The following is a 22,040-nucleotide window of genomic DNA, read 5'->3' as shown; positions in this document are numbered from 1 at the left end:
CTCCCCATCCTCTGTGTCCTCCGTGTCTCTGTGGTGACAAAGGTAGCAACTTGGGTTATGGTAGACGCTCCACCTATACTCACCCAACATCACACGTCTGATCGTGCCCGCCGTTCAGTTTATTGCAAAGGAGGTTACCGGATTGCAGACACTGATCTACCTGGCTGGCTTTGCCCTGATTTGTCTCGCATCGCACCGTATCGGACAGTGGTTTGCGCAGATACGCCTGCCGTACATTACGGGCTATCTCTTTACTGGTGTATTGGTTGGTTCATTTGGCTTACAACTCCTGCCCTCAAGCGCCGGCGAAAACCTGCGTTTCATCGATCAGATTGCGCTGGCGGTGATTGCATTTGTTGCCGGGAGTGAGTTATTCTACAAAGACCTGCTCAGCCGTCTGCGTTCTATTCTGTGGTCGCTGGGCATGATCATTGCTATCGCACTGGGTCTCATCGGCACCACGCTCTTTTTCCTGCTCGATATAATCCCATTCACGCAGGGGCTGAATATCGGCGACAAGATCGCCGTCGCACTCCTGGGATCGACTATTCTGTTGGCGCTCTCTCCACCTTCAACCATTGCGGTCATCAAAGAGCTGCGGGCGCGTGGCCCGGCAACCCGCCTGATCCTGGGCCTGACAGTGGCAATGGACGTTGCTATCATCGTGATCTTTGCGATCAGTTCGTCGTTTGCCGTAGCGCTGGTTGAGGGCAGCGGAGTTAATCTCGCCTTCCTCGCCTTGTTACTGCTCGATCTGATCCTGTCGGGTATTGCCGGCTATGGTGTCGGTCAGGTGCTGCAAGTTATTTTACGCCAGAGCTGGTCGCGATGGGTGAAGCTGACGCTTATTGTTGCCCTCGGTTACGGCATCTTTGCCGGTGCCGACTGGCTCAAGACGGTTTCAGCAGCGAGCTGGTCGATCAAAATCGTAATTGAGCCGCTTCTCGTCGCGTTAATCAGTGGTTTCCTGATAACCAATTTCTCGCCGTACCGTGATGAGTTTGCCGAATTGCTGCACGACATCAGTCCGGTTGTCTATGTTGCGTTCTTCACCATCACCGGCCTGGGGCTTAAGCTTGATATTCTCTTGACGGCGCTGATCTTTGCTGCGGTTATCTTCCTCGTGCGCGCACTGGCAATCTTTAGCGGGAGTATGCTGGGCCTGACGATTGCCGGTGAACCGTCACGCTTTCGGTCACTCCTCTGGCTGGGCTTGATAACGCAGGCAGGCATTGCACTGGGTTTAGCGCGCGAAGCCTCGCTGCTGTTGCCGATGTCGGGCGATGCCTTTGCCACGTTGATCATTGCTGTGATCGTGCTGAATGAAATCTTCGGGCCGCTTACGTTGCGTTTTGCCCTGCAACGCCTGGGTGAAGCCAACCTGCCTGAACCCGGCATTCGCGACGATGTTCGCGATGTCCTCATCCTCGGCGTCGAGCAGCAATCTATCGCCCTGGCTCGCCAATTGAGTGCGCGGGGCTGGCAGGTACGGGTGGCGGATACGGATCGCGATCACGTGCAACGCCTGGCAGCCGAGGATGTGGACGAGCGCTACATTCCAGAGGTTAGTTTGCAGACGTTGAGTGGCCTGATTACACGCGCTACTGATGCGGTGGTGGCTCTGTTGGAAAAAGACGAAGACAATCTGCGCGCCTGCCAGATCGCACTGGAAAAGTTTGGCGTACCGCGCCTGATCGTGCGACCCAATCGCTCTGAATTGCGCGAGCAGTTCCGCGAGTTGGGTGCGATCATCGTCGATCCAGCGACGGCGATGGTGAACCTGCTAGAGCAGGCGGTACGTGCGCCCCAATCCCTCTCGCTTCTCCTGCATACCGATCCGGTGTACGACGTGGTGCAGATGACCGTCACCAATCGCGAGATCGATGGTCGTCTGGTGCGCGATCTGCGGCTACCTGCTGATGTGTTGTTGCTTGAGATCAGCCGTGATGGTCAGGCAATAGTCCCTCACGGCTACACCCGGCTACGCCACGGCGACGAGCTAACCATTGTCGGTAAGCCTGATAGCCTGCGTGAAGTAGGTCTACGAATAGGTTGACATAAAATATTTTTAGTTCGCACCACCAATATCCTGCCGGGAGAGCGTGCGGTAGGCGCTGTAGCCAAAGATAGCACTGTAGACTGCGACAATGATCAGCGCCTGCCACTGCGATGGCAGCAGACTGAGGTCGAGGGCCGAGGTCAGCACACTTTGATCGAGGCCGAACATTCGACTATTCTCGACGACCAGTCGGTTGATATTAGGCTGGAGCAAGAGATTGACCAGCGTGCGAATAAGCGGATCGACCGCGCCGATGGTGTTGAGCGAACCGGCACTCACATCAAAAGCGAGAAAGATCAAACCGCCACCGACGCCGGCGATCACCGAGCGGCCAAAGATAGCGCTGGCGCCGGCAATCAGGGTGTAGGGCAACATCACCACTAATGCCCGCAAGATACCAACCGGCAAGAGAAGCACCTCTAAGAACCCGATGCGTTGTGGCAAACCAAGTACCGCACCGAAGAGCAGTGCCAGCAGGGTGCCGAGGACAAGCGTGATAAGAATGGCGACCAGCAATGCCAGTTGCAACGCTACCAGTTTAGCCAGCAAATAGGCACCTCGATGCGGCGCTCGCGTCAACAGAATACGCAGCGTTCCCCAGTTAAAATCGCTCCCAAAAATCCCGGCGGTGAGGATAATCGCCAGGATGCCACCGGTACCGTTAATCGCACTCAGCATCGCGCCGAACACACCGGGCAGACTGAGCTGGAGTTTGATCTGTGCAATCGCTGCGTCACTGAGCAGGCTAAAGGTGACCTGCCCACCACTGAACACGCCTTCTTGCAGAGCCACAACCAGAAACCAGAGGGTCTGTTGCAGCGCAGTCAGCAGCAGAAAGATACCTAACAACAGCAGTGCCATCGGTCGGCGTGAAATTTTGATCCATTCCGCCGCCAGCAGATTCACAAACATGGTACGAGTAGTCATAAGCGATGACCCAATGCTGTATCTATCTTCATCCCGTCACTACCTGTCGGTAACGTTGTGAAATTTCTCTGACAGATGAACCCCTGTCTGAGTCCGGGCAACGTCTTGCTTGCAGCGGCATTCTCCCGTGTTGCCGATATGATCTGCGAGCCGGATACTTGCATTATCGGCGGCAGCACTGGCAACCATCACAATCACTCGCCGGCTTGCCTGCCTTGCCTACCCGTTATGCGCCTGTCGCGTCGTGTGGAGTGCGGCAGCCATGCTGCCGCAACCTGCCGCGCTCACGATCCGGCGCGTATCACGCCGTTCACCATGCCGATCACGGCGATGCTGAGTGTACTCGTCGCGATAATGTCAATGCATGAGAGATTTGACATCACACCCCTACTCAGCTTTAGTCACAGTCAAGAAAAACTCCTCTAGCGAGCTGTGACTGGCCCCGATCTCGGCTACGACAATATCGGCCCGGATCAAGAGCGCATTGATCTCTGCTGTTCGATCCGCCGGGGCATCAATCAGGATCGCGTCTCCCTGCACGGTTACGCTATTGACCCACGACAGCGTGCGCAAGAGGCTTACTGCCGGCCCTGGATCGCCTTGCACTCGCAGCCGCACCCCTTGCCCACGGCGCAGCAACGTTGCCACATCGCCAGACGCGATCAACTTGCCCTCTTTCAAGATGGCTACCCGGCTACAGAGCTGCTCAACTTCGTACAGCAGATGGCTACAGAGCAGGATCGTGCGACCACCGGCGGCCAGTTCGCGGATCAGATTGCGAATTTCAACCGTACCTGCCGGATCGAGGCCATTGGTTGGCTCATCGAGCATGATCAATTCGGGATCGGGTAACATGGCAGCCGCAATCGCCAGCCGTTGCTTCATGCCCTGCGAATAGGTTGCCACCTTATCACGGGCACGGTCACTCAATTCAACCGTTGCCAGTACCTGACCAACCCGCTCAGCCGGGATACCGCCGGCACGGGCCAGAACACGGAGATTGTCGGCACCACTGAGGTAGGGATAGAACGCTGGAGCCTCGATCATTGCCCCCACCCTGCGCAACGCCTCCGCCGGTTCACGCTGGACATCGTGTCCAAGCACGATAGCCTGTCCCTTCGTCGGTCGCACCAGCCCCAACAGCATGGCGATGGTCGTGGTCTTGCCGGCACCGTTGGGGCCGAGAAAACCGAACACTTCCCCTTTGCCGACGGTCAAATTGAGCCGATCAACGGCAAGCCGTTTACCATACCGTTTGGTGAGTTCGATGGTTTCAATCGCATTCATATGACGTGTTCGTTTGCTATCTTGCTTTGTTGCATAATAACACACTCGCACCGGAATAGTACAAAAGTAATGTGTCCGTCGATTGACGATGGCAGTTCGCGAAAGATATACTTTGTCTCGGTTAGTGCTCCCGTCTATACATATAGAAAGGAAAAGCATGAAACCGGGGCTTATCCTGTCTCTCCTGTTCCTCTTGTCGTTCGGTTGGTTGTCGTCTCCGATCCAGTCCGCTTCTCCTACCTCAACGTTGTCTGCTGTCCTTCCCGGTGATGATCCCTGTGTTTATCGCCCCTCAGTTCTCCGTTTTTTCTGTGATACCAACCGTGGTGGTGGCGATGCTGAATTTGTGCTTGTGTTCGGAATTGCCGGTGATACGCCCCTGCTTGGTGATGTAAATGGTGATGGTCGTGATGACCCGTGTGTCTATCGCCCCTCGGTGCAGCGTTTCTTCTGCGATACTGCCCGTAATGGTGGTGACGCCGAGCAAATCATCATGTTCGGGATTGCTGATGACATCCCCTTACTCGGTGATCTCGACGGTGATGGTCGTGATGACCCGTGTGTCTATCGCCCCTCGGTGCAGCGTTTCTTCTGCGATACTGCCCGTAATGGTGGTGACGCCGAGCAAATCATCATGTTCGGGATTGCTGATGACATCCCCTTACTCGGTGATCTCGACGGTGATGGTCACGATGACCCGTGTGTCTATCGCCCGTCGGTACTTCGTTTCTTCTGCGATACTGCCCGCAACGGTGGTGATGCCGAGCTGATCATTGCGTTTGGAATAGCCAATGACATCCCTTTACTCGGCGATCTCAACGGTGATGGCCGTGATGAGCCGTGTGTCTATCGCCCCTCGGTGCAGCGTTTCTTCTGTGATACTGCCCGCGATGGCGGTGATGCTGATCTGGTCATTGCATTCGGAATTGCCGGTGATGTCCCGCTCATCGGGAGCGTTGCACGTCAGTTTGGGGTCTATGTACCAATCGTAACCCGGTGAACGTCTCTTGTGCGCTTGCTGATCGGTTGGGCCGGGTAGCGATCTCTCGCTGCCCGGCCCTGGCTCTACAATGAGGATAGCCGGTTCCGACTTTATCATGGTGCCCTGGGAGCGCGAGCCTCCGGCTCGCTCATCACCCAACACCGCTCGCCGTACCTGTTGCTAGCGGCGCAGTGCATCCCTGAACCAGCGCACGACAGTGGGTGCTTGCCGGGTAAGCGAGGATGGCTAACGACCATCTCCAGTGCCATCACTCGTTTGATTGGTTGCCTTGAACGCTCATCATGCGCGTGTTGCAGCGTTTAGAGTACGGCAGCCATGCTGCCGCACCAGCCGTGCTCACAATCCGGCGCGTGGTGGGCCGTTGATCCTGCTGGTCTCGGCGCTACCATGTGTTCTCGTCACGATCATTAATCATGCCAGCGCTGGCGTCCAGCAGTGCATAGTTATTCTTCCATATTTGAGAGTTGTAGGGGCGACGCATGCGCTGCCCCTACTGTCATGCCGGTGAGCGGATCAGCCATCCATCCCCAACAAATCCAGCAACTGCGTTTGTCCACGAATAGCGGCATGCGCTACAGCTCGACCACAGATCGCACCGATCACGTTGCCGGTACCGTTGTAGGCACCGATAGCCCAAACGCCGGGGCGAACCTGGCGGGCAATCGGCAGGATGCTATCGCGACGGTACGCCACCTGAGCAGCCCAGCGCCGTTCAATCGCTGCCTGGCTACCGATCCGTTCCCGCAGTATCTGTTCGAGCGCAGACTGGACTGCCGGTGAGGGTTGTGGCGGCGCATCCCATTCGCTCTCCGCAAAGCGGTCACGACAACCGCCCAGCGCAATGCGACCATCGGGAAGTTGCTGCCAGTAGTCGTAACCCCAGCGGGTGTACACGGGCCGGGGAATAGTGCAATGCGGATCGGGGGCTGTCGCCAGCATTTGGAGGCGAGTGGTGCGCACGGTAGCGCGGAGTTCGGGCAGTAATCGCTCAAGACCACCGTCAACGGCGACGATGACCTGGCGGGCATGGATGGTGCCTTGCGAACAGTGAACCGTTGTCCCGCTGATGTCTAACGCTGGCGTGTGCGTAAACAAGAGCGCACCGCCGCGCTCGACCTGCCGGGCCAGCCAGATGCAGCGGTGTAACGGCTGGAATGCGCCATCGGTTGGTATGAGCAGACCTTCGCCTTCTGGCCCGCGATACGCTTCGACCGGCAGATCATCGGCACGCATTGCTGTCATCTGCGCTGTGCAATCGGCAAGTTCTTCTGGCGATGCGGCGATACGCAACGACCCCACCTGGCGCACAATCGTCGGCATCAGTGCTGCCATTCGTTCGATTTCACTGATTGTCAAGCGATAAATAGCAGCCACCCGCTCGCGACCAAGTTTGGCTACTGCGTTGTGATAGAACGCGGCCAGACCGGCAAGCAAAAATCCACCGTTCCGCCCTGCCGCCCCACCACCGACAGTCGAGGCATCAATGCCGGCCACACGAACGCCAAGGGTCAGCAGTTCATAAATACAGCTTAACCCCGATCCGCCTAACCCAATCACGCATACGTCAACCGCAATCTCATCGTTGAGTGCCGGAAAAGTGGGAATTGTCCCATCATTCCAAATCGGTTCGTTGTGCATCAGTGGCTCCATTGCTTCCTGCGCAGGGGTACTTCTCCCTGAACCTGATGAAAAATTATACGCGATGATGACCTGGTGGCCCGGCAACGCACTCGGTCTGAGGGTGTGCAGGCTCACCGTGGCGCGGGTTTTCAGCCCGCGTGCAGCCATCCTCGCCACCGCCGTCAGGTAATTGAATCCCGATCAATCACCCCATTTGTGCGCGATGGTATGCCAACAGCACATGAACATCATAGCCTCTATGCTATAATTGAGCCGCTATGGAACAAAAAGCACCTGCAACTTCACTGCGCACCAGCCTGCGCAAATCAATTCTCACCTCGCTCGCCATCGGCCTGGCGGTCGTGATCGTGATCAGTCTGTTCAGCGATCTACGTGCCGTCGGTAATGATCTGCTGTCATTCGATTGGATGCTGTTGCCGCTGATCCTGGTTGGCACCATCATCAATTACTGGCTACGCTGGCTGAAATGGGATTACTATCTACGCTACCTGAAGCTTGACCGCAATATCGACCGCTCGACCAGCGGTCTCATTTTTACTGCCGGTCTGGTCATGTCGGTAACACCGGGCAAGATGGGAGAAGTCTTGAAGTCATTTCTGCTGCGCCAGCGCAACGGCACCGCGATCAGCCGGTCGGCGCCGATTGTTCTGGCCGAGCGTCTGACCGATGGCATTGCCATGCTTCTCTTAATGGGATTGGGGCTGACGCTCTACCCGCCGGCGCGACCACTGTTTATCGTGCTGGTACTGCTGACGATTGCCGGGATCGTGATTGTCCAGCGTCAGGCGCTGGCGCTCTCGATCATCAGGTTCGTCGCCTGCTTACCATTTGGGCAGCGCGTGGCCCCTCGTCTGGAAACAATTTACACAACCACCGCGCAATTACTGCATTGGCGCATTCTGCTGGTTTCCACCCTGATCAGCGTGGTTTCATGGGGTTTTGAGTGTGTTGCTTTCTTCTTCGTGCTGATGGGAGTAGGTAGCGATCCCTCGTGGTTGTTGCTGTTGCAGGCAACATTTATCTTTGCTGCCAGCACCCTCTTCGGTCTGGTCTCATTTCTGCCCGGCGGTTTGGGTGCATCAGAAGTAAGTAGCGTTGGTTTACTGGTGGCCCTGGTTGGCTTAAGCGCCAGTGCCGCAACGACGGCAACGATTGTGATCAGGTTCTGTACACTGTGGTTCGGGGTATTGTTGGGAGTGATCGCACTGGCCTGGCTGAGCCGTCGTTCGGCCACAGCAGGTGTGCAAGACGATGTAACTTCGTTGAGTGATGTTTCGGAGGTGCTATGACATCGGTCTTTACGCGAATTGTCCGCGGTGAAATTCCGGCGTTCAAGCTGTATGAAGATGATCTGACCCTCTCGTTTCTTGACATCAATCCAGCAGCACGCGGTCATGCGCTGGTGATTGCCAAACCCGAATTGCCTGGTCTCCTCGACTTACCTCCTGAGTTAGTTTCTGCTGTAGCTCTCACAACGCAGCGCGTTGCACGAGCAATTGTTGAGGCACTCAAACCGGATGGTTTCAACGTCATTCAAAACAACGGTGCAGCCGCTGGCCAGGTTGTTTTTCACTATCACGTACATATTATTCCGCGCTGGGAAGGGGATCGCTCGGTCAAGCTTTGGCGTCCCGGAACAATGAGTATGGACGATCTGCGGGCCGTTGCCGACGAGATACTCGCTCATATCTGAGGTGTGACCGATGAGCGAATCTGTTTCTCCTCCGCCACCAACGACGAAAACTGAGCCGAACAGTGCTACGCCATCGACACCGGCACCGGCGGCAGAGCCTGCGGCCACCAGGCCGTTGCGGCAGCGTCCGGCCCGTAACAATCGGTTACGCACCGGTATGGTGGTGGCGTTGGTTGTGCTCTTGTTCATCATTCTGGCACTGATTATCGCCGGGATTGGTGGCGTTCGCCGTCCATCCTCTGCCCAAAACCGGCTCACACCACGCGATCTGATTTTGCAACCGACGACCTTTGCCACCACTGTTGCTCTCCAATCAAGTGCATCAACTACCGTTGTTGACATTGCCCCACGTTTTGCTGATGCCTACGAACAACTTGGCGGTTTGCGCCGGCTTGGCCTACCGATCAGCCCCGCGCTGCTGTTAAACGGGCGCGAGGTGCAGTGGTTTGAACGGGCCAGAGTGGAATACTGGCCTGAGCTGGCCGGTACGCCCTATGAGTTTCAGATTGGCCTGGTGGGAGTAGAGTACGTTGCCGGGCGCACCTTCTTGCGCCCCGAACCGTTTGAGTCGCGTCCAGATTTACGCTATTTTCCCGAAACCGGCTTTGGTGTTGGTGGTCTCTTCCTGGAGTTCTGGGAAGAGAACGGCGGTCTGATGTCGTTCGGGTATCCTATCAGCGCTGAATTCGACGAGGTGCAACCAGATGGTCGGGCGTTTCGGGTCCAGTATTTCGAGCGTGCCCGCTTTGAGCTGCATCCTGAAGCTGCCGGTACACCTTATGTGGTGCAATTAGGTCTCTTGGGTTCGGCCCTCTACTTTGGTGAGCCGCGGCCACAGACCGTGCAACCTCGTCCGACACCGGTACCGTAATACCTCTACGAGCGGGAACGGAGCAGGTATGGCGTCAGCACAACTCGATCTGGCTATTCTGGCGGCTGTCGTGCGGCAAGTGGGTGGCGAATCGAGTCAGGTTGCGCATGTGTTAGAATTGTTTCGCCACCGGCTCATCGCCGATGGTCAACAACCAGTGCAGACGCTGTATGTCTATCGTTCTGCCGGTTCGGCAGAGCGTTCATCGGCGCCTCCTGGCCCTGATGCAATACCGTCTGCCCGGCCACGGCTGCTGCTCGCGTTTCTTAGCGCCGACGCTGCTGTCGGTTTTGCCCAACGCACCGGGCTGTCACGCTCACCGCGGTTGCTGACCATTTCACCAGCACGTGCATTGGCAGTTCTCCTGCAACAGTCGGGATTGAGTGCGTTGCATATCGCATACGATGATGTGCCGGCTTCTGATGGATTACCGGTAGGCTGGCGGTTGTCGCGGACTGAGCTGTTGGCGATGTTTGCAATCGACTCAGGCGTTGTTTGAACGGTACCTCGCAGGCTAAGGAGGAAGGAATGGGAAGCCGCTTCGACGAGATGCGGATTTTTGCCGGCAATGGTAATCTACCACTGGCCAGGGCCATCAGTGAGCGCCTCGGCGTTCCGCTGGGTGATGTTACCATTGTGAAGTTTAGCAATGAGAATATCTTTGTCAGGCTTAATGAAAGTGTACGTGAAAAGGATGTCTTCGTTATTCAATCACTGTCAATGCCCGATCTCAGTGATCGGATTATGGAATTGCTGATTTTACTCGATGCCTGTAAGCGTGCCTCTGCCGGGCGGATTACCGCTGTCATTCCTTATTACGCTTACGGGCGTACTGATAAGAAAGACCAGCCCCGTGTACCGATTACCGCCCGCTTGCTGGCCGATATGATCCAGGTTGCCGGCGCGCATCAGGTGATGACGATTGACCTGCACGCCGGGCAGATTCAGGGCTTTTTCTCGATCCCGATGGATGAACTGACAGCCATGAATCTGCTGGTGCGCTATTTTGCCGATAAGGGCTGGAACGATCTGATTGTCGTCTCGCCCGATGTTGGCTTTGCCAAACGTGCCCGCAACTTCGCCGAAGCCCTGAATGCGCCGCTGGCGATTGCTGAAAAGCGCCGGCTGCAACACTTTGATCGGAAAGACGGTTCACTCACCGTTCCGGAAATTCTGAATCTGATCGGTGATGTACGCGGCAAGCGTTGTCTGATTGTAGACGACGAGATTGCCACCGGTAGCTCGATCCTCGAAGTCGTGCAGTTGCTCGAAAAGGAGGGCGCGAGCGAGATTTATGCCTGCTGCGTCCACCCGGTGTTCGCCGGGAATGCTATCGAGCGCCTGCGGGCAAGTCCGATCCGCGAGCTTGTGGTGACCGATACATTACCGGTTGCTCCGGAACGACGCTGGCCCGGCCTGACAATCCTCTCGGTCAGTACGTTGATTGCTGAAGTCATCCAGCGCATCCATAGCGGTGTGAGTGTCGATACGATATTTCAACATCGTCGCCATCCAGCATTAAGCTAGATTACAGGGTGCGACCTCATATACCGGTGTCGCACCCCTGTGCCTACTCGAACCCCAGACCTCGTTCGCGCAAACTGACGTAGCGGCCATTGCCGATAATCAGGTGATCGACCACCTCAATATCCAGCAGACGACCAGCGGAAACTAGTTGCCTGGTGATCTCGATATCTTCCATAGACGGTGTCGGTTCGCCCGATGGATGGTTATGGACAACGATGATAGCAGCGCTGTTACGCCGCACCGCCTCTTTGAACACCTCGCCGACGCGCACATTTGCCGAGTTGAGGCTGCCAATATATACCGTGGTGATCTGCTGCACCCGATTTTTGGTGTCGAGTAAGATCGTGCGCAGATGCTCCTGATCGAGATGACTCATTTCGACTAACAGCAGTGTCGCCACATCAGCCGGTGAGCGGATGGGAAACCGCTCCTCGATAGCGCTTCTGGCCAGACGACGCCCGATCTCAAGCGCGGCTTTGACGCTGGCCGCTTTACTCACCCCCATCCCATGCAGCCGACAAAGCTCTTGAAAGTCCAGGCGCTGTAGTCCTTGCAGCCCACCACTTTCTGCAAGCAGTTGTTGCGCCAGTTGTAAGACGTTGGTACCGTTGGTGCCAACCCGCAACAGGATAGCCAGTAATTCGGCGTCGCTCAACGCTCCTGCCCCCTGGCGGGCCAGCCGCTCTCGTGGTTGATCGTGGATCGGTTGTTCGTGGATTCGTAGTGAGATCATGCATCCCTCGCGCTGAAATGACGGCTCTACTATATATACCGTTGAGAGATGCCAAAAGGTGCGCACGAATTTTACTGGCAGATAATTGTCGGTAGCCGGCGGCTGCGCAGCAGAGCTTCGGTGGTCGAGCCGATCACCAGATCACTTAACGGATCGCGATGACCGTAGCCTCCCATCACCACCAGATCACTGCGGGTCTGCTCGGCAGCATGGATAATCGCTGCCGCCGGTTCACCCCGTTCGAGGATATAACCGGCGGCAATGTTATACCGTTCGAGATAGCGAAATGCCCGTAATCGCACCTGTTCCGCTTCAGCTTTTCCTTCAAGGACAGTGACCACATTGAGTGACAATTGCCAGCGTGCGGCCAGGTACGTGGCCAGGTACAACGCTTCTTCAGCTTTGCGACTACCATCATACGCCAGCAACAGCCGCTCAACATGCTCTACCGCACGCGGCACCGTTAAGACCGGGCGTACCGAGCAGCGGAGAATAGTGCGCAGACCAGACGTCAGCCTGGCCAGTGGCGAGCGTCCGGGTGGGTGATTGACCTGAATCGCTACCAGATCGACCAGGCGTGTACGCTCGCGGATGATTCGGTCGATAGTACCGACGTCAATCGCACACTCGCCGTGGACACCGGCGGCAGCACAGCGTTCGATAAACTCACGGGCCACCGCCTGAGCGGCTGCTGAATTGCGTTGATTGACACTGCGTACCACGTGGATACCGAGCGGTCGTATCGGCTCGCGTTGTGCCCAGGCCAGAATCTGTTCGAGAACCTGCCACCCATCCGGCGTGCCGTTTACCGGCACCAGCACCTCGCGAAAGAGCCAGGATGCCGGATCGAGAGTACGGTTTCGTCGCCAGACACCGGCTGGAACCGCCGGTTCGAGGTTGTCGGGGATCATCCGGTCAAGCAATTGTTCAGCCCGTCCTGGCGCCTCTGTCAGGTCTTCGATTGCCTGGGTGAGGCTAATGTCCCAGCCCAACTGTTTGCTCAGCTCATCGCGGTGATCGCAGAGCCAGAGATAGAGATCGGTGGTGCTGCGCTGGGGAAAATCGCGCAGCAGACCGCGCTCGTGGATCAGTTCGGCTATTGGCCGATAGACCTGATCGTACCAGACGCATGCCGCTTCAGAGAGCGATGGTGTGTGATCGGCTGTCGTGAGTCGCTGCTGAATGTGCTCGATCTGCTGGCGTAATTTATCGTACTGACCGGCAACCGTGACCCGCAAATCACAGCCGGGGCGTAATTCATCGAGGCGGGTCGCTTCGAGAAAATCGGCGTATTCACCGGCAATAATGATCTCTTCCAGAGTCATCGACGGGTCAACTGGCGCTCGTGCCTTCAATGGCACAACATACGCCTGGATGTGATTCATCCCCATCTGACGGGCAACAGAGACGCGGTGATTGCCATCGATAACGAAGTAGGCGTCGCCAATCTGGTAGACTTCAATCGGTGGCCAGCCGTGCAAACTGTCAACGGCTGCCATCACCCGCGACCAGCGTTGCCAGTTATCGTCGCGGCGTGGCAAAAAACTGCGGTTGAAGTCGTGATAACGACCAACACTGCCGACAATCGCATTGAGTGGAATCTCGCGCAGTTGGCGTTCACCGGCCAGTTTTGCGTGTACACGTTGACGCACCTCTTCAAACGGCAACAAATCATCAGACCGGCCTTGCAAACGGGCCAGCAGATGCTCAATATCGGCACGCCAGCGCAAGCGCTGAAAGTCGTGTAATGCCGCAACAATGCGTCCATTGGTTGATTCTTCCATAGCAGGAGATACTATACCATAGAACGTTGCTGGAGCAACCGGGTGCCGCTTATTCAGAACGTAAAAGCTGTGCGGTTGTGCTCCCAGCCGGTCATCCAGGCGCATGCACGCCTGTCAATCGCCAACGACAGTATATCTTGCTCTCAGTCTGCCGGTATCGCAGCGAGAAGTGCTACCGACTATCGTCAGTGCCATTCCGTGCCGGACTGGTTGTCTTGCTCGCTCGTCATGCGCCTATCGCCCAGTATGGAGTGCGGCAGCCACGCTGCCGCGCCAGCCGTGCTCACGATCCGGCGCGTGGCATACCGTTGACCCTGCGGGTTGCAAAGATATTGTAGGTGCTCGTCACGATCATAGCGTCGGTCAGGAATGCGCGTAGACGTTTTGTTGCAATAGGTTCTCGCCTGCGTCCCAGCAGCCACAGCCACCCATGCCGGCGATAGAGAGATTCCTCCACGCAGGCTGGAAGCCCGCGCCACGGGGAGCGCGTGCAGTCTGGCCTAATGCAGCGTGACATGTGGGTAATGCATAGCATTGAAGGAATGAGGGGGAGTGTGCTTCCCATCCTTTGCCGGGCGCTGGGAGCGCGCGCCGGAGGCGCGCATGGTGCCGGTACCAGTGCTGAAGGGAGGAGCCAGGCGCAAGCTCCCGCCCCTGGCGGTATGCACGGACGGCCAGGACAGATGATCGAACCCAACGTCTACCCTATCAGGAAGCCCTCGATCAAACGTCTGCCCTCCCCTCTCCCACCCCCAGGGGCTACGCATTACCCATACCTGGTGTCAATCACGTGCGTATCAGCGGGGATGATCGCTATGGGTGCTGTTGTAGGCGACTGGGCCGGTGGCAGTGCGCCGCTCCAGCCGTGCTATCACGTGCTGGATGGATTGCCGTAGCCGCTCGTCATGCGCGTGTCGCGCAGTTTGGAGTGCGGCAGCCATGCTGCCGCGCCAGCCGTGCTCACGATCCGGCGCGTGGCATACCGTTGACCCTGCGGGTTGCAAAGATATTGTAGGTGCTCGTCACGATCATTGTGTCGGTCAGGAATGCGCGTAGACGTTTTGTTGCAATAGGTTCTCGCCTGCGTCCCAGCAGCCACAGCCACCCATGCCGGCGATAGAGAGATTCCTCCACGCAGGCTGGAAGCCCGCGCCACGGGGAGCGCGTGCAGTCTGGCCTAATGCAGCGTGACATGTGGGTAATGCATAGCATTGAAGGAATGAGGGGGAGTGTGCTTCCCATCCTTTGCCGGGCGCTGGGAGCGCGCGCCGGAGGCGCGCATGGTGCCGGTACCAGTGCTGAAGGGAGGAGCCAGGCGCAAGCTCCCGCCCCTGGCGGTATGCACGGACGGCCAGGACAGATGATCGAACCCAACGTCTACCCTATCAGGAAGCCCTCGATCAAACGTCTGCCCTCCCCTCTCCCACCCCCAGGGGCTACGCATTACCCATACCTGGTGTCAATCACGTGCGTATCAGCGGGGATGATCGCTATGGGTGCTGTTGTAGGCGACTGGGCCGGTGGCAGTGCGCCGCTCCAGCCGTGCTATCACGTGCTGGATGGATTGCCGTAGCCGCTCGTCATGCGCCTATCGCGCAGTTTGGAGTGCGGCAGCCATGCTGCCGCGCCAGCCGTGCTCACGATCCGGCGCGTGGCATACCGTTGACCCTGCGGGTTGCAAAGATATTGTAGGTGCTCGTCACGATCATTGTGTCGGTCAGGAATGCGCGTAGACGTTTTGTTGCAATAGGTTCTCGCCTGCGTCCCAGCAGCCACAGCCTCCCATGCCGGCGATAGAGAGATTCCTCCACGCAGGCTGGAAGCCCGCGCCACGGGGAGCGCGTGCAGTCTGGCCTAATGCAGCGTGACATGTGGGTAATGCATAGCGGGGAGGTTAGGAGGAGGGTCTCTCCTCCCCCCCAGCGGGGGGAGGAATGGTAATAAGGTGATTCCCCGCTGGGAGGAGGAATTGTAAGGTGATTCCCCCGCCGGGGCGAAGGAACGGCCCGAACCTAATCACCAACCCGCCGTCTGATGCATCAGAACGCTCCAGCGCTGCTTGCCGCTCTCCCCTCGCCCGCTTGCGCGGGCGAGGGGCCGGGGGTGAGGGCGTTCTCCCACCCCCAGCGGCTTATGCTATACTATATCATGTCACATTTCATATCGAAGCAGCCAATGCGCAACCGGCGGCGGGTAGCAGTCTGCTGCGTACCACCATCCGACCCAGGCACCATCACACCTGCCAGGAGCACGACCGATGAGCACGCCATCACCTTCGCCAGCCAATTCTGCACCGGGTGGTGAACGTTCAATACAGATTAAGGGTAATGTCACACAGAGCACCCTGATTACCGGTGACAACGTACAGATATTTCAGCGCTCACTGCCGGAACCGGTACGAACCGTATTCGAGGACTTCATCACCTATTACACCGATGATGTGTTTGGTGGTCGCGAGGCGGAACTCAACGCCCTCGATGCTGTCTTGCATGACCCCAACCCCTACACCCTGCTGGTCGCGCCGACCGGGCGCGGCAAGAGCGCCCTGCTGGTGCGCTGGGTGGCCCGCCTCTTGCAGCAGGGCGACTGGCGAGTGATCTTTGTTCCGATCAGTATCCGCTTCCAGACTAACAAAGAACAACTGGTGCTGCATACGCTGGCTTACAGCCTGGCCGACCTGCACGACGACCTGGCCCAGTTCCAGCAGTACGACCGCTCATCGCCCGATGCGCTGCGGGCATTGATCAAAGATTATCTGAGGCGCCCCTTGCCCGACGGAGTACGCTGCCTGCTGGTGATTGATGGTCTGGATGAAACGGTGGGCTGGGAGGTGAGAACGCTGTTGGTCATCCCGGCGAATAGCAGGCTAAAAGTGGTGGCGTCAGCCCGCCAACGCGCCGACCGTGGCTACGATGCGTGGCGTGAACATTTGGGCTGGCACGTTCACCGTTGTCGGCACTTCCCCCTTGCCACGCTCAACCGTGCTGCGCTGACCGACCTGCTGCGGGCGCAGGGAGAGCCATTCGCAACTCGGGCCGCCGACCCGGCGTTCATCACCCAGTTCGAGCGGGTCAGTGAGGGCGACCCGCTCGAACTGCAATCTGTTGATCAAAGCCCTGCGCGCCGGCACACTGACCCCTGAGAACCTGAGCCGTCGCCCGCCGGGGCTGAGCGCCTTTCTCCGCGAGTGGGTCGAGAAGCTACGCCGTCAGCGTCAGCAGAGCCAGGCCATCCGTGAGTTGCTGGCGCTGTGTGCGATTGCCTATGGGCCGTTGAGCAGTGACGACCTGGCAGCGCTGGCACCGACGGTTTTCACCGACCAGAGCACCATCGTTGATGCAGTATACAGCGATGAGGTGGCGCGGTTCATTATCACCGTCGGCGATCACAGCTACGTGTTTAGCCACCAGCGCTTGCGCGAGGTGTTTCTGGAAGAGATTTATCCGCCTGCCGAACGCGAGCGGCTGCACCGGCGACTGGTCGAATACGGCAGGGCCTGGTGGGCGAACCGCCAGCAATCACTCCCGACCTATCTGCGCCAGTTCTGGCTGGAGCACTGCGCAGCGCTGGGGGAATGGGCGCTGAACCGCGAGGTGGTGAGCGCGATAGTGCCGACCGCCGACGGGCGGGGCGTGGAGCAGCCCTGGCAGGTGGCGCGCTACGCCGCCGAGGGCAGCGACAGCGGCTACCTGGGTGACCTCGACCGCTTATGGCGGTGGGCGGAGGAGCGACGGGACTGGGGGCTGGCGCTGCGTTGCGCCGTGATTGCAGCCAGCCTGCGCAGCCGGAGCGGCAACCTGCCGCCGGCATTGCTGGTGGCGCTGGTGCAGGTGGGAACGCTGGCGGGCAGATGGAGCGCAGCGGCGGCACTGGAGCACATTGCCCACATGCCCGGCAGTGCGCGACAGGCCGACTGCATTGAGGCACTGCTTGAAGCCGGGGTGGAGCTACCGTGGGAACGAGCGCTGGAGGTGGCGCGGGCGATAGGGGGTTCAGGGGCACGGGCGCAGGCGCTGGCCTATCTCGCCCCCCACCTGCCGCCGGCGCTGCTGCCCGAGGCCCTCGCCGCCGCCCGTGAGATTGAGGACGCCGCTGACCGGGCAACAGCGCTGGCCGCCCTCGCCCCCCACCTGCCGCCGGCGCTGCTGCCCGAGGCCCTCGCCGCCGCCCGGACGATTGAGCGTGAATATTGGCGCAGCCAGACGCTGGCCGCCCTCGCCCCCCACCTGCCGCCGGCGCTGCTGCCCGAGGCCCTCGCCGCCGCCCGTGAGATTGCCGATGGGGTGTGGCGCAGCAACGCGCTGGCCGCCCTCGCCCCCCACCTGCCGCCGGCGCTGCTGCCCGAGGCCCTCGCCGCCGCCCGTGAGATTGCCGATGGGGTGTGGCGCAGCAACGCGCTGGCCGCCCTCGCCCCCCACCTGCCGCCGCCGCTGCTGCCCGAGGCCCTCGCCGCCGCCCGTGAGATTGCCGATGGGGTGTGGCGCAGCAACGCGCTGGCCGCCCTCGCCCCCCACCTGCCGCCGGCGCTGCTGCCCGAGGCCCTCGCCGCCGCCCGTGAGATTGCCGATGGGGTGTGGCGCAGCAACGCGCTGGCCGCCCTCGCCCCCCACCTGCCGCCGCCGCTGCTGCCCGAGGCCCTCGCCGCCGCCCGTGAGATTGCTGATGATTGGAGTCGCAGCAACGCGCTGGCCGCCCTCGCCCCCCACCTGGCTGCGTTACCTACACCAGACAACGAATTCGCGACTACCCTACGCATCCTGGCCCGCCGTGGCCGTCCTGCATTGCTTCACGATTTGAACGCCTTGCAGCCGTGGCTGGAGGCGCTGGCGAAACGGCACGATCCGACGCTGCTGTCAATGCTAGCGACGGCGATTATTGAGGCGGGGCGTTGCTGGCCGTGAGGGAACGCCCTCACCCCCGGCCCCTCGCCCGCGTGCGCGGGCGAGGGGAGAGCGGCGAGCATAGCTGGCGCGTTCTGATGGAATATACGGTAGGTTCGTTCTTGTGTTCTGTCCGTTCCTCCCCCTAGCGGGGGAATCACCGTACAATTCCTCCCCCCAACGGGGGGAGGTCAGGAGGGGGGCCGGGATTAAGGTGAACGGGAACATTACGGAGCGCACCCATCTCCACGCCCCCGCTGTGATGGAGACACCCCCCCACCCCACCCCGCCCCCGCTGGGGGCGGGAGTTTGCCTCCCCCCAACGGGGGGAGGCCAGGAGGGGGGCGGGATTGCGGTGATCGGGAACCAGTAAGGAGCACGCTCCTCATCACCCCCGCTCCTCTCCCCTGACGGGAGAGGAGCGGGGGCTGGGGGGTGAGGTGAGGGTCCGGGATTGCGGTGATCGGCGATCATTGCGGAGCATGCCCATCCCCACTCCCCCAACGGGGAGCGGAGAAACACTCCATAAAAAAACCACCCTCTCCCAGTGGGGTATCGCTACATAAAAAACACCCTCCCCCAGCGGGAGAGGGCAGGGGTGGGGGCGTAACGTACCTCTACCACCCATTCAACTGGGCTGCGGCCTGCACTGCCGGCGTCAAAGCGTCAACCAGACCCTGAACAGAACCGGTTGTACCACTCAGCAGCAGGTTGGGGAACAGGCCCAGAACAACCATTGCCGCCGCCAACACACCCAGCGTCAGCAATTCACAGCGCTGCAAATCCGGCAGATCGAGATGAGCGGTATTGCGGACTTCACCCATAAAGCCCATGTGGAACACCCGCAGCGCGTAAACCGCAGCCAGAATGATCCCAATTGCCGCCCCGATGGCAAACGGCCATCCCAACAGAGGCGAGGTAAAGATGCCCTGAAGCATCGTGAACTCACCGACAAACCCGCTCAGACCGGGCAGACCGGCCATCGCCAGCAGGGTCAGTAATGTCAAACCGGCGTAGACAGGGGTCACCTGCCACAAACCGCCAAGGGTGCTGAAATCGCGGCTATCGCGGCGTTCCTCAATCACAGCCACAATCAGCAAGAGCGCAGCCATCATAACACCGTGGGCAACCATCTGGAACAACGCTCCGTTGATACCAATGGTATTCAGTGCCATAACGCCGAGGGCTACAAAGTTCATGTGGCTGATCGAGGCATACGCGATCATTCGCTGCATGTCGCGCTGCGTGAAGGCGATCAGTGCGCCGTAAATGATCCCGATCACGGCCAGTACAGCGACAACCGGGGCTACCCAGGACATCACTTCGGGGAACAGGGTGGCATTGAAGCGGATCAAACCGTAGACGCCGAATTTTGCCATCAAACCGGCCAGAATAATTGCGACCGGCGTCGGGGCCACGCTGTATGCGTCAGGCAGCCAGGTGTGGAATGGCCAGAGCGCCAGTTTGATCGCAAATGCCACAAAGAATGCCCCGAACAGCAAACGGGCAACCAGCGGGTCAAGCGTGAAGAGACCGGCCCGCAGATCGGCCACAATCTGGTTCAGCGCGAACGTACCGGTGTAACCCGGTTCAACCGCTGCTATCGCGTTGCGATGCAGGATGTGCAGACCGATAATCGCCAGCAGCATCAGCAGTGAACCGCTGAAGGTGTAAAGGAACAGCTTCAAAGCCGCTGCGGCTCGACCGTGACCACCCCACATCCCAACCAGAAATACCATCGGGATCAGGGCCAGCTCGTAGAAGACGTAGAAGAGCAGCATGTCCTGGGCAAGAAACACACCCAGAAACGCAGTCTCGGCCAGGAGCAATAGTGCCAGAAGCAAGCGCAGGCTGCGCGTTTGTCGTTGCCAGGTCGCTGCAATCGCGAATGGCGCCAGAAATGCAGTCAGACCGACCAGCCACAAATTGATCCCATCAACGCCAATGAAATAGCTGGCGCCAAATGCCGGTAACCATGCGATTGAGTCGACGAATTGTAGTGGTGGGCCAACGACGACACCGGAGACCGGGCCGTATGGGCCGGTATAGAAGAGACCAATAACAATTCCCGCAACAACGAATGTCGCCAGAGCTGCACTCATCGCTGTCCAGCGATAAAGCGCAGGGCGACCAGCCGGCTGCAACAGGATGATAAGAGCGCCAAACGCCGGTAACCAGAGCAACAGTGACAGGATGGGTAGGCCGAGCAGGTTCATGACGCCAGACCTTCTTTCTTTTACATAAACAAAGTAAACCTACGCTGCGACCAAAGTACGATGTCGCAAGTCAACAGCTAACGCAGCTTCGTTACCTCTTATGACAGCTTCGTCGAGGGAGGAAATTGTGTTGTGTGTAGAACAGTGTTGTCAATCCGGTACTGCCATCGAGGTACCAGGCTCTTTGTTCTACCACCGTGACATGAGGCTACACCAAGGCAGTCACTCCCTTTTGTGATAAATATCACGTTTGCATTCTGCCTGTAGTGTTATACTCCAATTCTGCTTTCTTGTCAACTACCTTTTTTTCGGTTCTGTATGGTTCTTTGAGAAAGATATGGTGTCAAGACGTAATTTAAAGGGTCAGAACGGTTCATTAAATTGTGACCGTTGTCACAAAAATCTTGCGAAAGATTAATGTCTTTGTGAGATATACGCCACTGTCGCTGTAGCATGACTATACCGGCTATCGGTGCATCTGCTCACGTTCGTGTAATCATCACGATTCGGCGCAGTTGCTTATGTGCCCTGGGTCCGGCTGTGCTTCTGCACGTCTCACCGTCTCCCGTTATAATACACCTGACCTGGTATGGGCATGTATGCTACAATGATGTGGGATGCCTATGAAATCTACACTACGCTTAATTGACACCCATCTCCATCTCGCGTCGGAACAATTCAACGAGGATCGCAGTGCGGTCATCTTGCGGGCCATCGATGCCGGGGTCGCAGCGATGATCGAGATTGGCTACGATCTGGCATCCAGTCACGCGGCAGTCGCGCTGGCGAATGCGCATCCGGCGGTATTTGCGGTTGTTGGGATTCAGCCCAATCATCTGCACGATCTGCCAGGCGATTGGATTGACCAGATACGCAGGCTGGCCGCCCATCCGAAGGTGGTCGCGATTGGTGAGATTGGTCTCGACTACTACTGGATGAAATCGCCACCAAGTGAGCAGGATGCGGCGTTTCGTGCCCAACTGGCGCTGGCCGGTGAGCTGGGCTTGCCGGTTGTGATCCACTCGCGAGATGCGATGGCCGAGACGATTGCCGTGTTGCGCGATGCCGCCCGTGGGCCGGGGATCATGCATTCATTCTCAGGTGATTGGGCTGCTGCACAGGAGTGTTTGGAATTGGGCTTTTATCTCTCGCTGTCAGGCCCGCTGACGTTTCCCAAATCTGTAGCCTTACACGAAGTAGCTCGTCTGGCACCGGCGGATCGGCTGTTGATCGAGACCGATAGCCCCTACCTCAGTCCCCATCCACACCGTGGGCAGCGCAATGAACCGAGTCGACTGGTATATATCGGGCAGAAACTGGCTGAACTGCGTGGGCAGACGCTGGACGCTCTGGCACCACAGCTCTGGCAGAATACGTTACACGCATTTCCCCGTCTGTCCACTGCTTTAGGATAGCAAG

17 protein-coding genes are annotated in these 22,040 nt (G+C 58.5%); 10 read left to right on the top strand and 7 right to left on the bottom strand.

All coding sequences use genetic code 11. The annotated features are described in order from the left end of the window. Positions 1-142: 142 nt before the first annotated feature. The gene (locus tag CAUR_RS18970) at positions 143-2,056 is read left to right on the top strand and encodes a monovalent cation:proton antiporter family protein (protein ID WP_242604982.1); all 1,914 of its coding nucleotides are present in this window, start codon (positions 143-145) and stop codon (positions 2,054-2,056) included. A gap of 12 nt (positions 2,057-2,068) precedes the next feature. On the opposite strand, the gene CAUR_RS18965 is transcribed toward CAUR_RS18970, so the two are convergent. Both CAUR_RS18965 and CAUR_RS18960 read right to left on the bottom strand, forming a co-directional pair. Continuing rightward, positions 2,069-2,986: an ABC transporter permease subunit gene (locus tag CAUR_RS18965; protein WP_012259449.1), complete on the bottom strand. Its 918-nt coding sequence runs from the start codon at positions 2,984-2,986 to the stop codon at positions 2,069-2,071. Between the two features lie 387 nt (positions 2,987-3,373). Next, a complete protein-coding gene (locus CAUR_RS18960; protein ID WP_012259448.1) occupies positions 3,374-4,273 on the bottom strand; it encodes an ABC transporter ATP-binding protein in 900 nt (299 codons plus the stop codon). Positions 4,274-4,430: 157 nt separating this feature from the next. Here CAUR_RS18960 and CAUR_RS18955 point away from each other — a divergent pair, with 157 nt between their 5' ends. Continuing rightward, positions 4,431-5,273 (top strand): hypothetical protein, encoded by an 843-nt coding sequence (locus tag CAUR_RS18955; protein ID WP_012259447.1) that lies wholly within the window; start codon positions 4,431-4,433, stop codon positions 5,271-5,273. 516 nt (positions 5,274-5,789) lie between these two features. Here CAUR_RS18955 and CAUR_RS18950 read toward each other — a convergent pair. Continuing rightward, the gene (locus tag CAUR_RS18950) at positions 5,790-6,914 is read right to left on the bottom strand and encodes an NAD(P)/FAD-dependent oxidoreductase (protein WP_015909450.1); all 1,125 of its coding nucleotides are present in this window, start codon (positions 6,912-6,914) and stop codon (positions 5,790-5,792) included. Between the two features lie 260 nt (positions 6,915-7,174). Here CAUR_RS18950 and CAUR_RS18945 point away from each other — a divergent pair, with 260 nt between their 5' ends. From CAUR_RS18945 to CAUR_RS18925, 5 genes are read left to right on the top strand one after another with little or no spacing between them, the layout of a single operon-like run. Beyond that, positions 7,175-8,206 (top strand): lysylphosphatidylglycerol synthase transmembrane domain-containing protein, encoded by a 1,032-nt coding sequence (locus CAUR_RS18945; RefSeq protein ID WP_012259445.1) that lies wholly within the window; start codon positions 7,175-7,177, stop codon positions 8,204-8,206. Beyond that, the gene (locus CAUR_RS18940; protein WP_012259444.1) at positions 8,203-8,610 is read left to right on the top strand and encodes an HIT family protein; all 408 of its coding nucleotides are present in this window, start codon (positions 8,203-8,205) and stop codon (positions 8,608-8,610) included. Before CAUR_RS18945 ends, CAUR_RS18940 begins: the two co-directional genes overlap by 4 nt. Positions 8,611-8,620: 10 nt before the next feature. Further along, entirely contained in the window at positions 8,621-9,481 is an 861-nt protein-coding gene (locus CAUR_RS18935; RefSeq protein WP_012259443.1) for a hypothetical protein, read from the top strand. 28 nt (positions 9,482-9,509) lie between these two features. Then, on the top strand, positions 9,510-9,980 hold the full coding sequence (locus CAUR_RS18930) for a hypothetical protein (RefSeq protein WP_012259442.1): 471 nt from the start codon (positions 9,510-9,512) through the stop codon (positions 9,978-9,980). 29 nt (positions 9,981-10,009) lie between these two features. Beyond that, positions 10,010-11,008, top strand: coding sequence for a ribose-phosphate diphosphokinase (locus CAUR_RS18925; RefSeq protein WP_012259441.1), 999 nt, complete (start codon positions 10,010-10,012; stop codon positions 11,006-11,008). Between the two features lie 43 nt (positions 11,009-11,051). Here the strand turns inward: CAUR_RS18925 and radC are convergent, their stop codons facing one another. The 3 genes from radC to CAUR_RS21315 all read right to left on the bottom strand — a co-directional run bounded on the left by radC (position 11,052) and on the right by CAUR_RS21315 (position 14,466). Further along, positions 11,052-11,741, bottom strand: coding sequence for a RadC family protein (radC, locus tag CAUR_RS18920; RefSeq protein ID WP_012259440.1), 690 nt, complete (start codon positions 11,739-11,741; stop codon positions 11,052-11,054). A gap of 71 nt (positions 11,742-11,812) precedes the next feature. Continuing rightward, positions 11,813-13,525 carry a universal stress protein gene (locus tag CAUR_RS18915; RefSeq protein WP_242604981.1) on the bottom strand — a complete coding sequence of 571 codons (1,713 nt, stop codon included), beginning with the start codon at positions 13,523-13,525 and terminating at the stop codon, positions 11,813-11,815. 797 nt (positions 13,526-14,322) lie between these two features. Beyond that, positions 14,323-14,466, bottom strand: coding sequence for a hypothetical protein (locus CAUR_RS21315; protein WP_162015898.1), 144 nt, complete (start codon positions 14,464-14,466; stop codon positions 14,323-14,325). 1,316 nt (positions 14,467-15,782) lie between these two features. Here CAUR_RS21315 and CAUR_RS18905 point away from each other — a divergent pair. Together CAUR_RS18905 and CAUR_RS18900 are read left to right on the top strand one after the other, a co-directional pair. After that, positions 15,783-16,667: an ATP-binding protein gene (locus tag CAUR_RS18905; protein ID WP_012259438.1), complete on the top strand. Its 885-nt coding sequence runs from the start codon at positions 15,783-15,785 to the stop codon at positions 16,665-16,667. After that, entirely contained in the window at positions 16,630-18,426 is a 1,797-nt protein-coding gene (locus CAUR_RS18900; RefSeq protein ID WP_012259437.1) for a hypothetical protein, read from the top strand. The genes CAUR_RS18905 and CAUR_RS18900 overlap by 38 nt, the downstream gene beginning before the upstream one ends. A 596-nt stretch (positions 18,427-19,022) precedes the next feature. Here CAUR_RS18900 and CAUR_RS18895 read toward each other — a convergent pair. After that, positions 19,023-20,621 (bottom strand): complex I subunit 4 family protein, encoded by a 1,599-nt coding sequence (locus CAUR_RS18895; protein WP_012259436.1) that lies wholly within the window; start codon positions 20,619-20,621, stop codon positions 19,023-19,025. A 623-nt stretch (positions 20,622-21,244) separates the two neighbouring features. Here CAUR_RS18895 and CAUR_RS18890 point away from each other — a divergent pair. Then, a complete protein-coding gene (locus CAUR_RS18890; protein WP_012259435.1) occupies positions 21,245-22,036 on the top strand; it encodes a TatD family hydrolase in 792 nt (263 codons plus the stop codon). Positions 22,037-22,040 lie beyond the last annotated feature (4 nt).

Origin of the sequence: Chloroflexus aurantiacus J-10-fl (assembly GCF_000018865.1) — a bacterium.
GTDB classification, from domain to species: Bacteria; Chloroflexota; Chloroflexia; order Chloroflexales; family Chloroflexaceae; genus Chloroflexus; species Chloroflexus aurantiacus.
Note: the sequence above shows the minus strand (reverse complement) of the source record. Positions and strands in the feature narration are given on the sequence as shown.

Coding starts and splice junctions, on each gene's coding strand:
- CAUR_RS18945 (WP_012259445.1), top strand. CDS start 7,175: ATGGAACAAAAAGCACCTGCAACTTCACTGCGCACCAGCCTGCGCAAA.
- CAUR_RS21315 (WP_162015898.1), bottom strand. CDS start 14,466: ATGGCTGCCGCACTCCAAACTGCGCGACACGCGCATGACGAGCGGCTA.
- CAUR_RS18930 (WP_012259442.1), top strand. CDS start 9,510: ATGGCGTCAGCACAACTCGATCTGGCTATTCTGGCGGCTGTCGTGCGG.
- radC (WP_012259440.1), bottom strand. CDS start 11,741: ATGATCTCACTACGAATCCACGAACAACCGATCCACGATCAACCACGA.
- CAUR_RS18955 (WP_012259447.1), top strand. CDS start 4,431: ATGAAACCGGGGCTTATCCTGTCTCTCCTGTTCCTCTTGTCGTTCGGT.
- CAUR_RS18935 (WP_012259443.1), top strand. CDS start 8,621: ATGAGCGAATCTGTTTCTCCTCCGCCACCAACGACGAAAACTGAGCCG.
- CAUR_RS18905 (WP_012259438.1), top strand. CDS start 15,783: ATGAGCACGCCATCACCTTCGCCAGCCAATTCTGCACCGGGTGGTGAA.
- CAUR_RS18950 (WP_015909450.1), bottom strand. CDS start 6,914: ATGCACAACGAACCGATTTGGAATGATGGGACAATTCCCACTTTTCCG.
- CAUR_RS18965 (WP_012259449.1), bottom strand. CDS start 2,986: ATGACTACTCGTACCATGTTTGTGAATCTGCTGGCGGCGGAATGGATC.
- CAUR_RS18940 (WP_012259444.1), top strand. CDS start 8,203: ATGACATCGGTCTTTACGCGAATTGTCCGCGGTGAAATTCCGGCGTTC.
- CAUR_RS18915 (WP_242604981.1), bottom strand. CDS start 13,525: ATGGAAGAATCAACCAATGGACGCATTGTTGCGGCATTACACGACTTT.
- CAUR_RS18960 (WP_012259448.1), bottom strand. CDS start 4,273: ATGAATGCGATTGAAACCATCGAACTCACCAAACGGTATGGTAAACGG.
- CAUR_RS18925 (WP_012259441.1), top strand. CDS start 10,010: ATGGGAAGCCGCTTCGACGAGATGCGGATTTTTGCCGGCAATGGTAAT.
- CAUR_RS18895 (WP_012259436.1), bottom strand. CDS start 20,621: ATGAACCTGCTCGGCCTACCCATCCTGTCACTGTTGCTCTGGTTACCG.
- CAUR_RS18890 (WP_012259435.1), top strand. CDS start 21,245: ATGAAATCTACACTACGCTTAATTGACACCCATCTCCATCTCGCGTCG.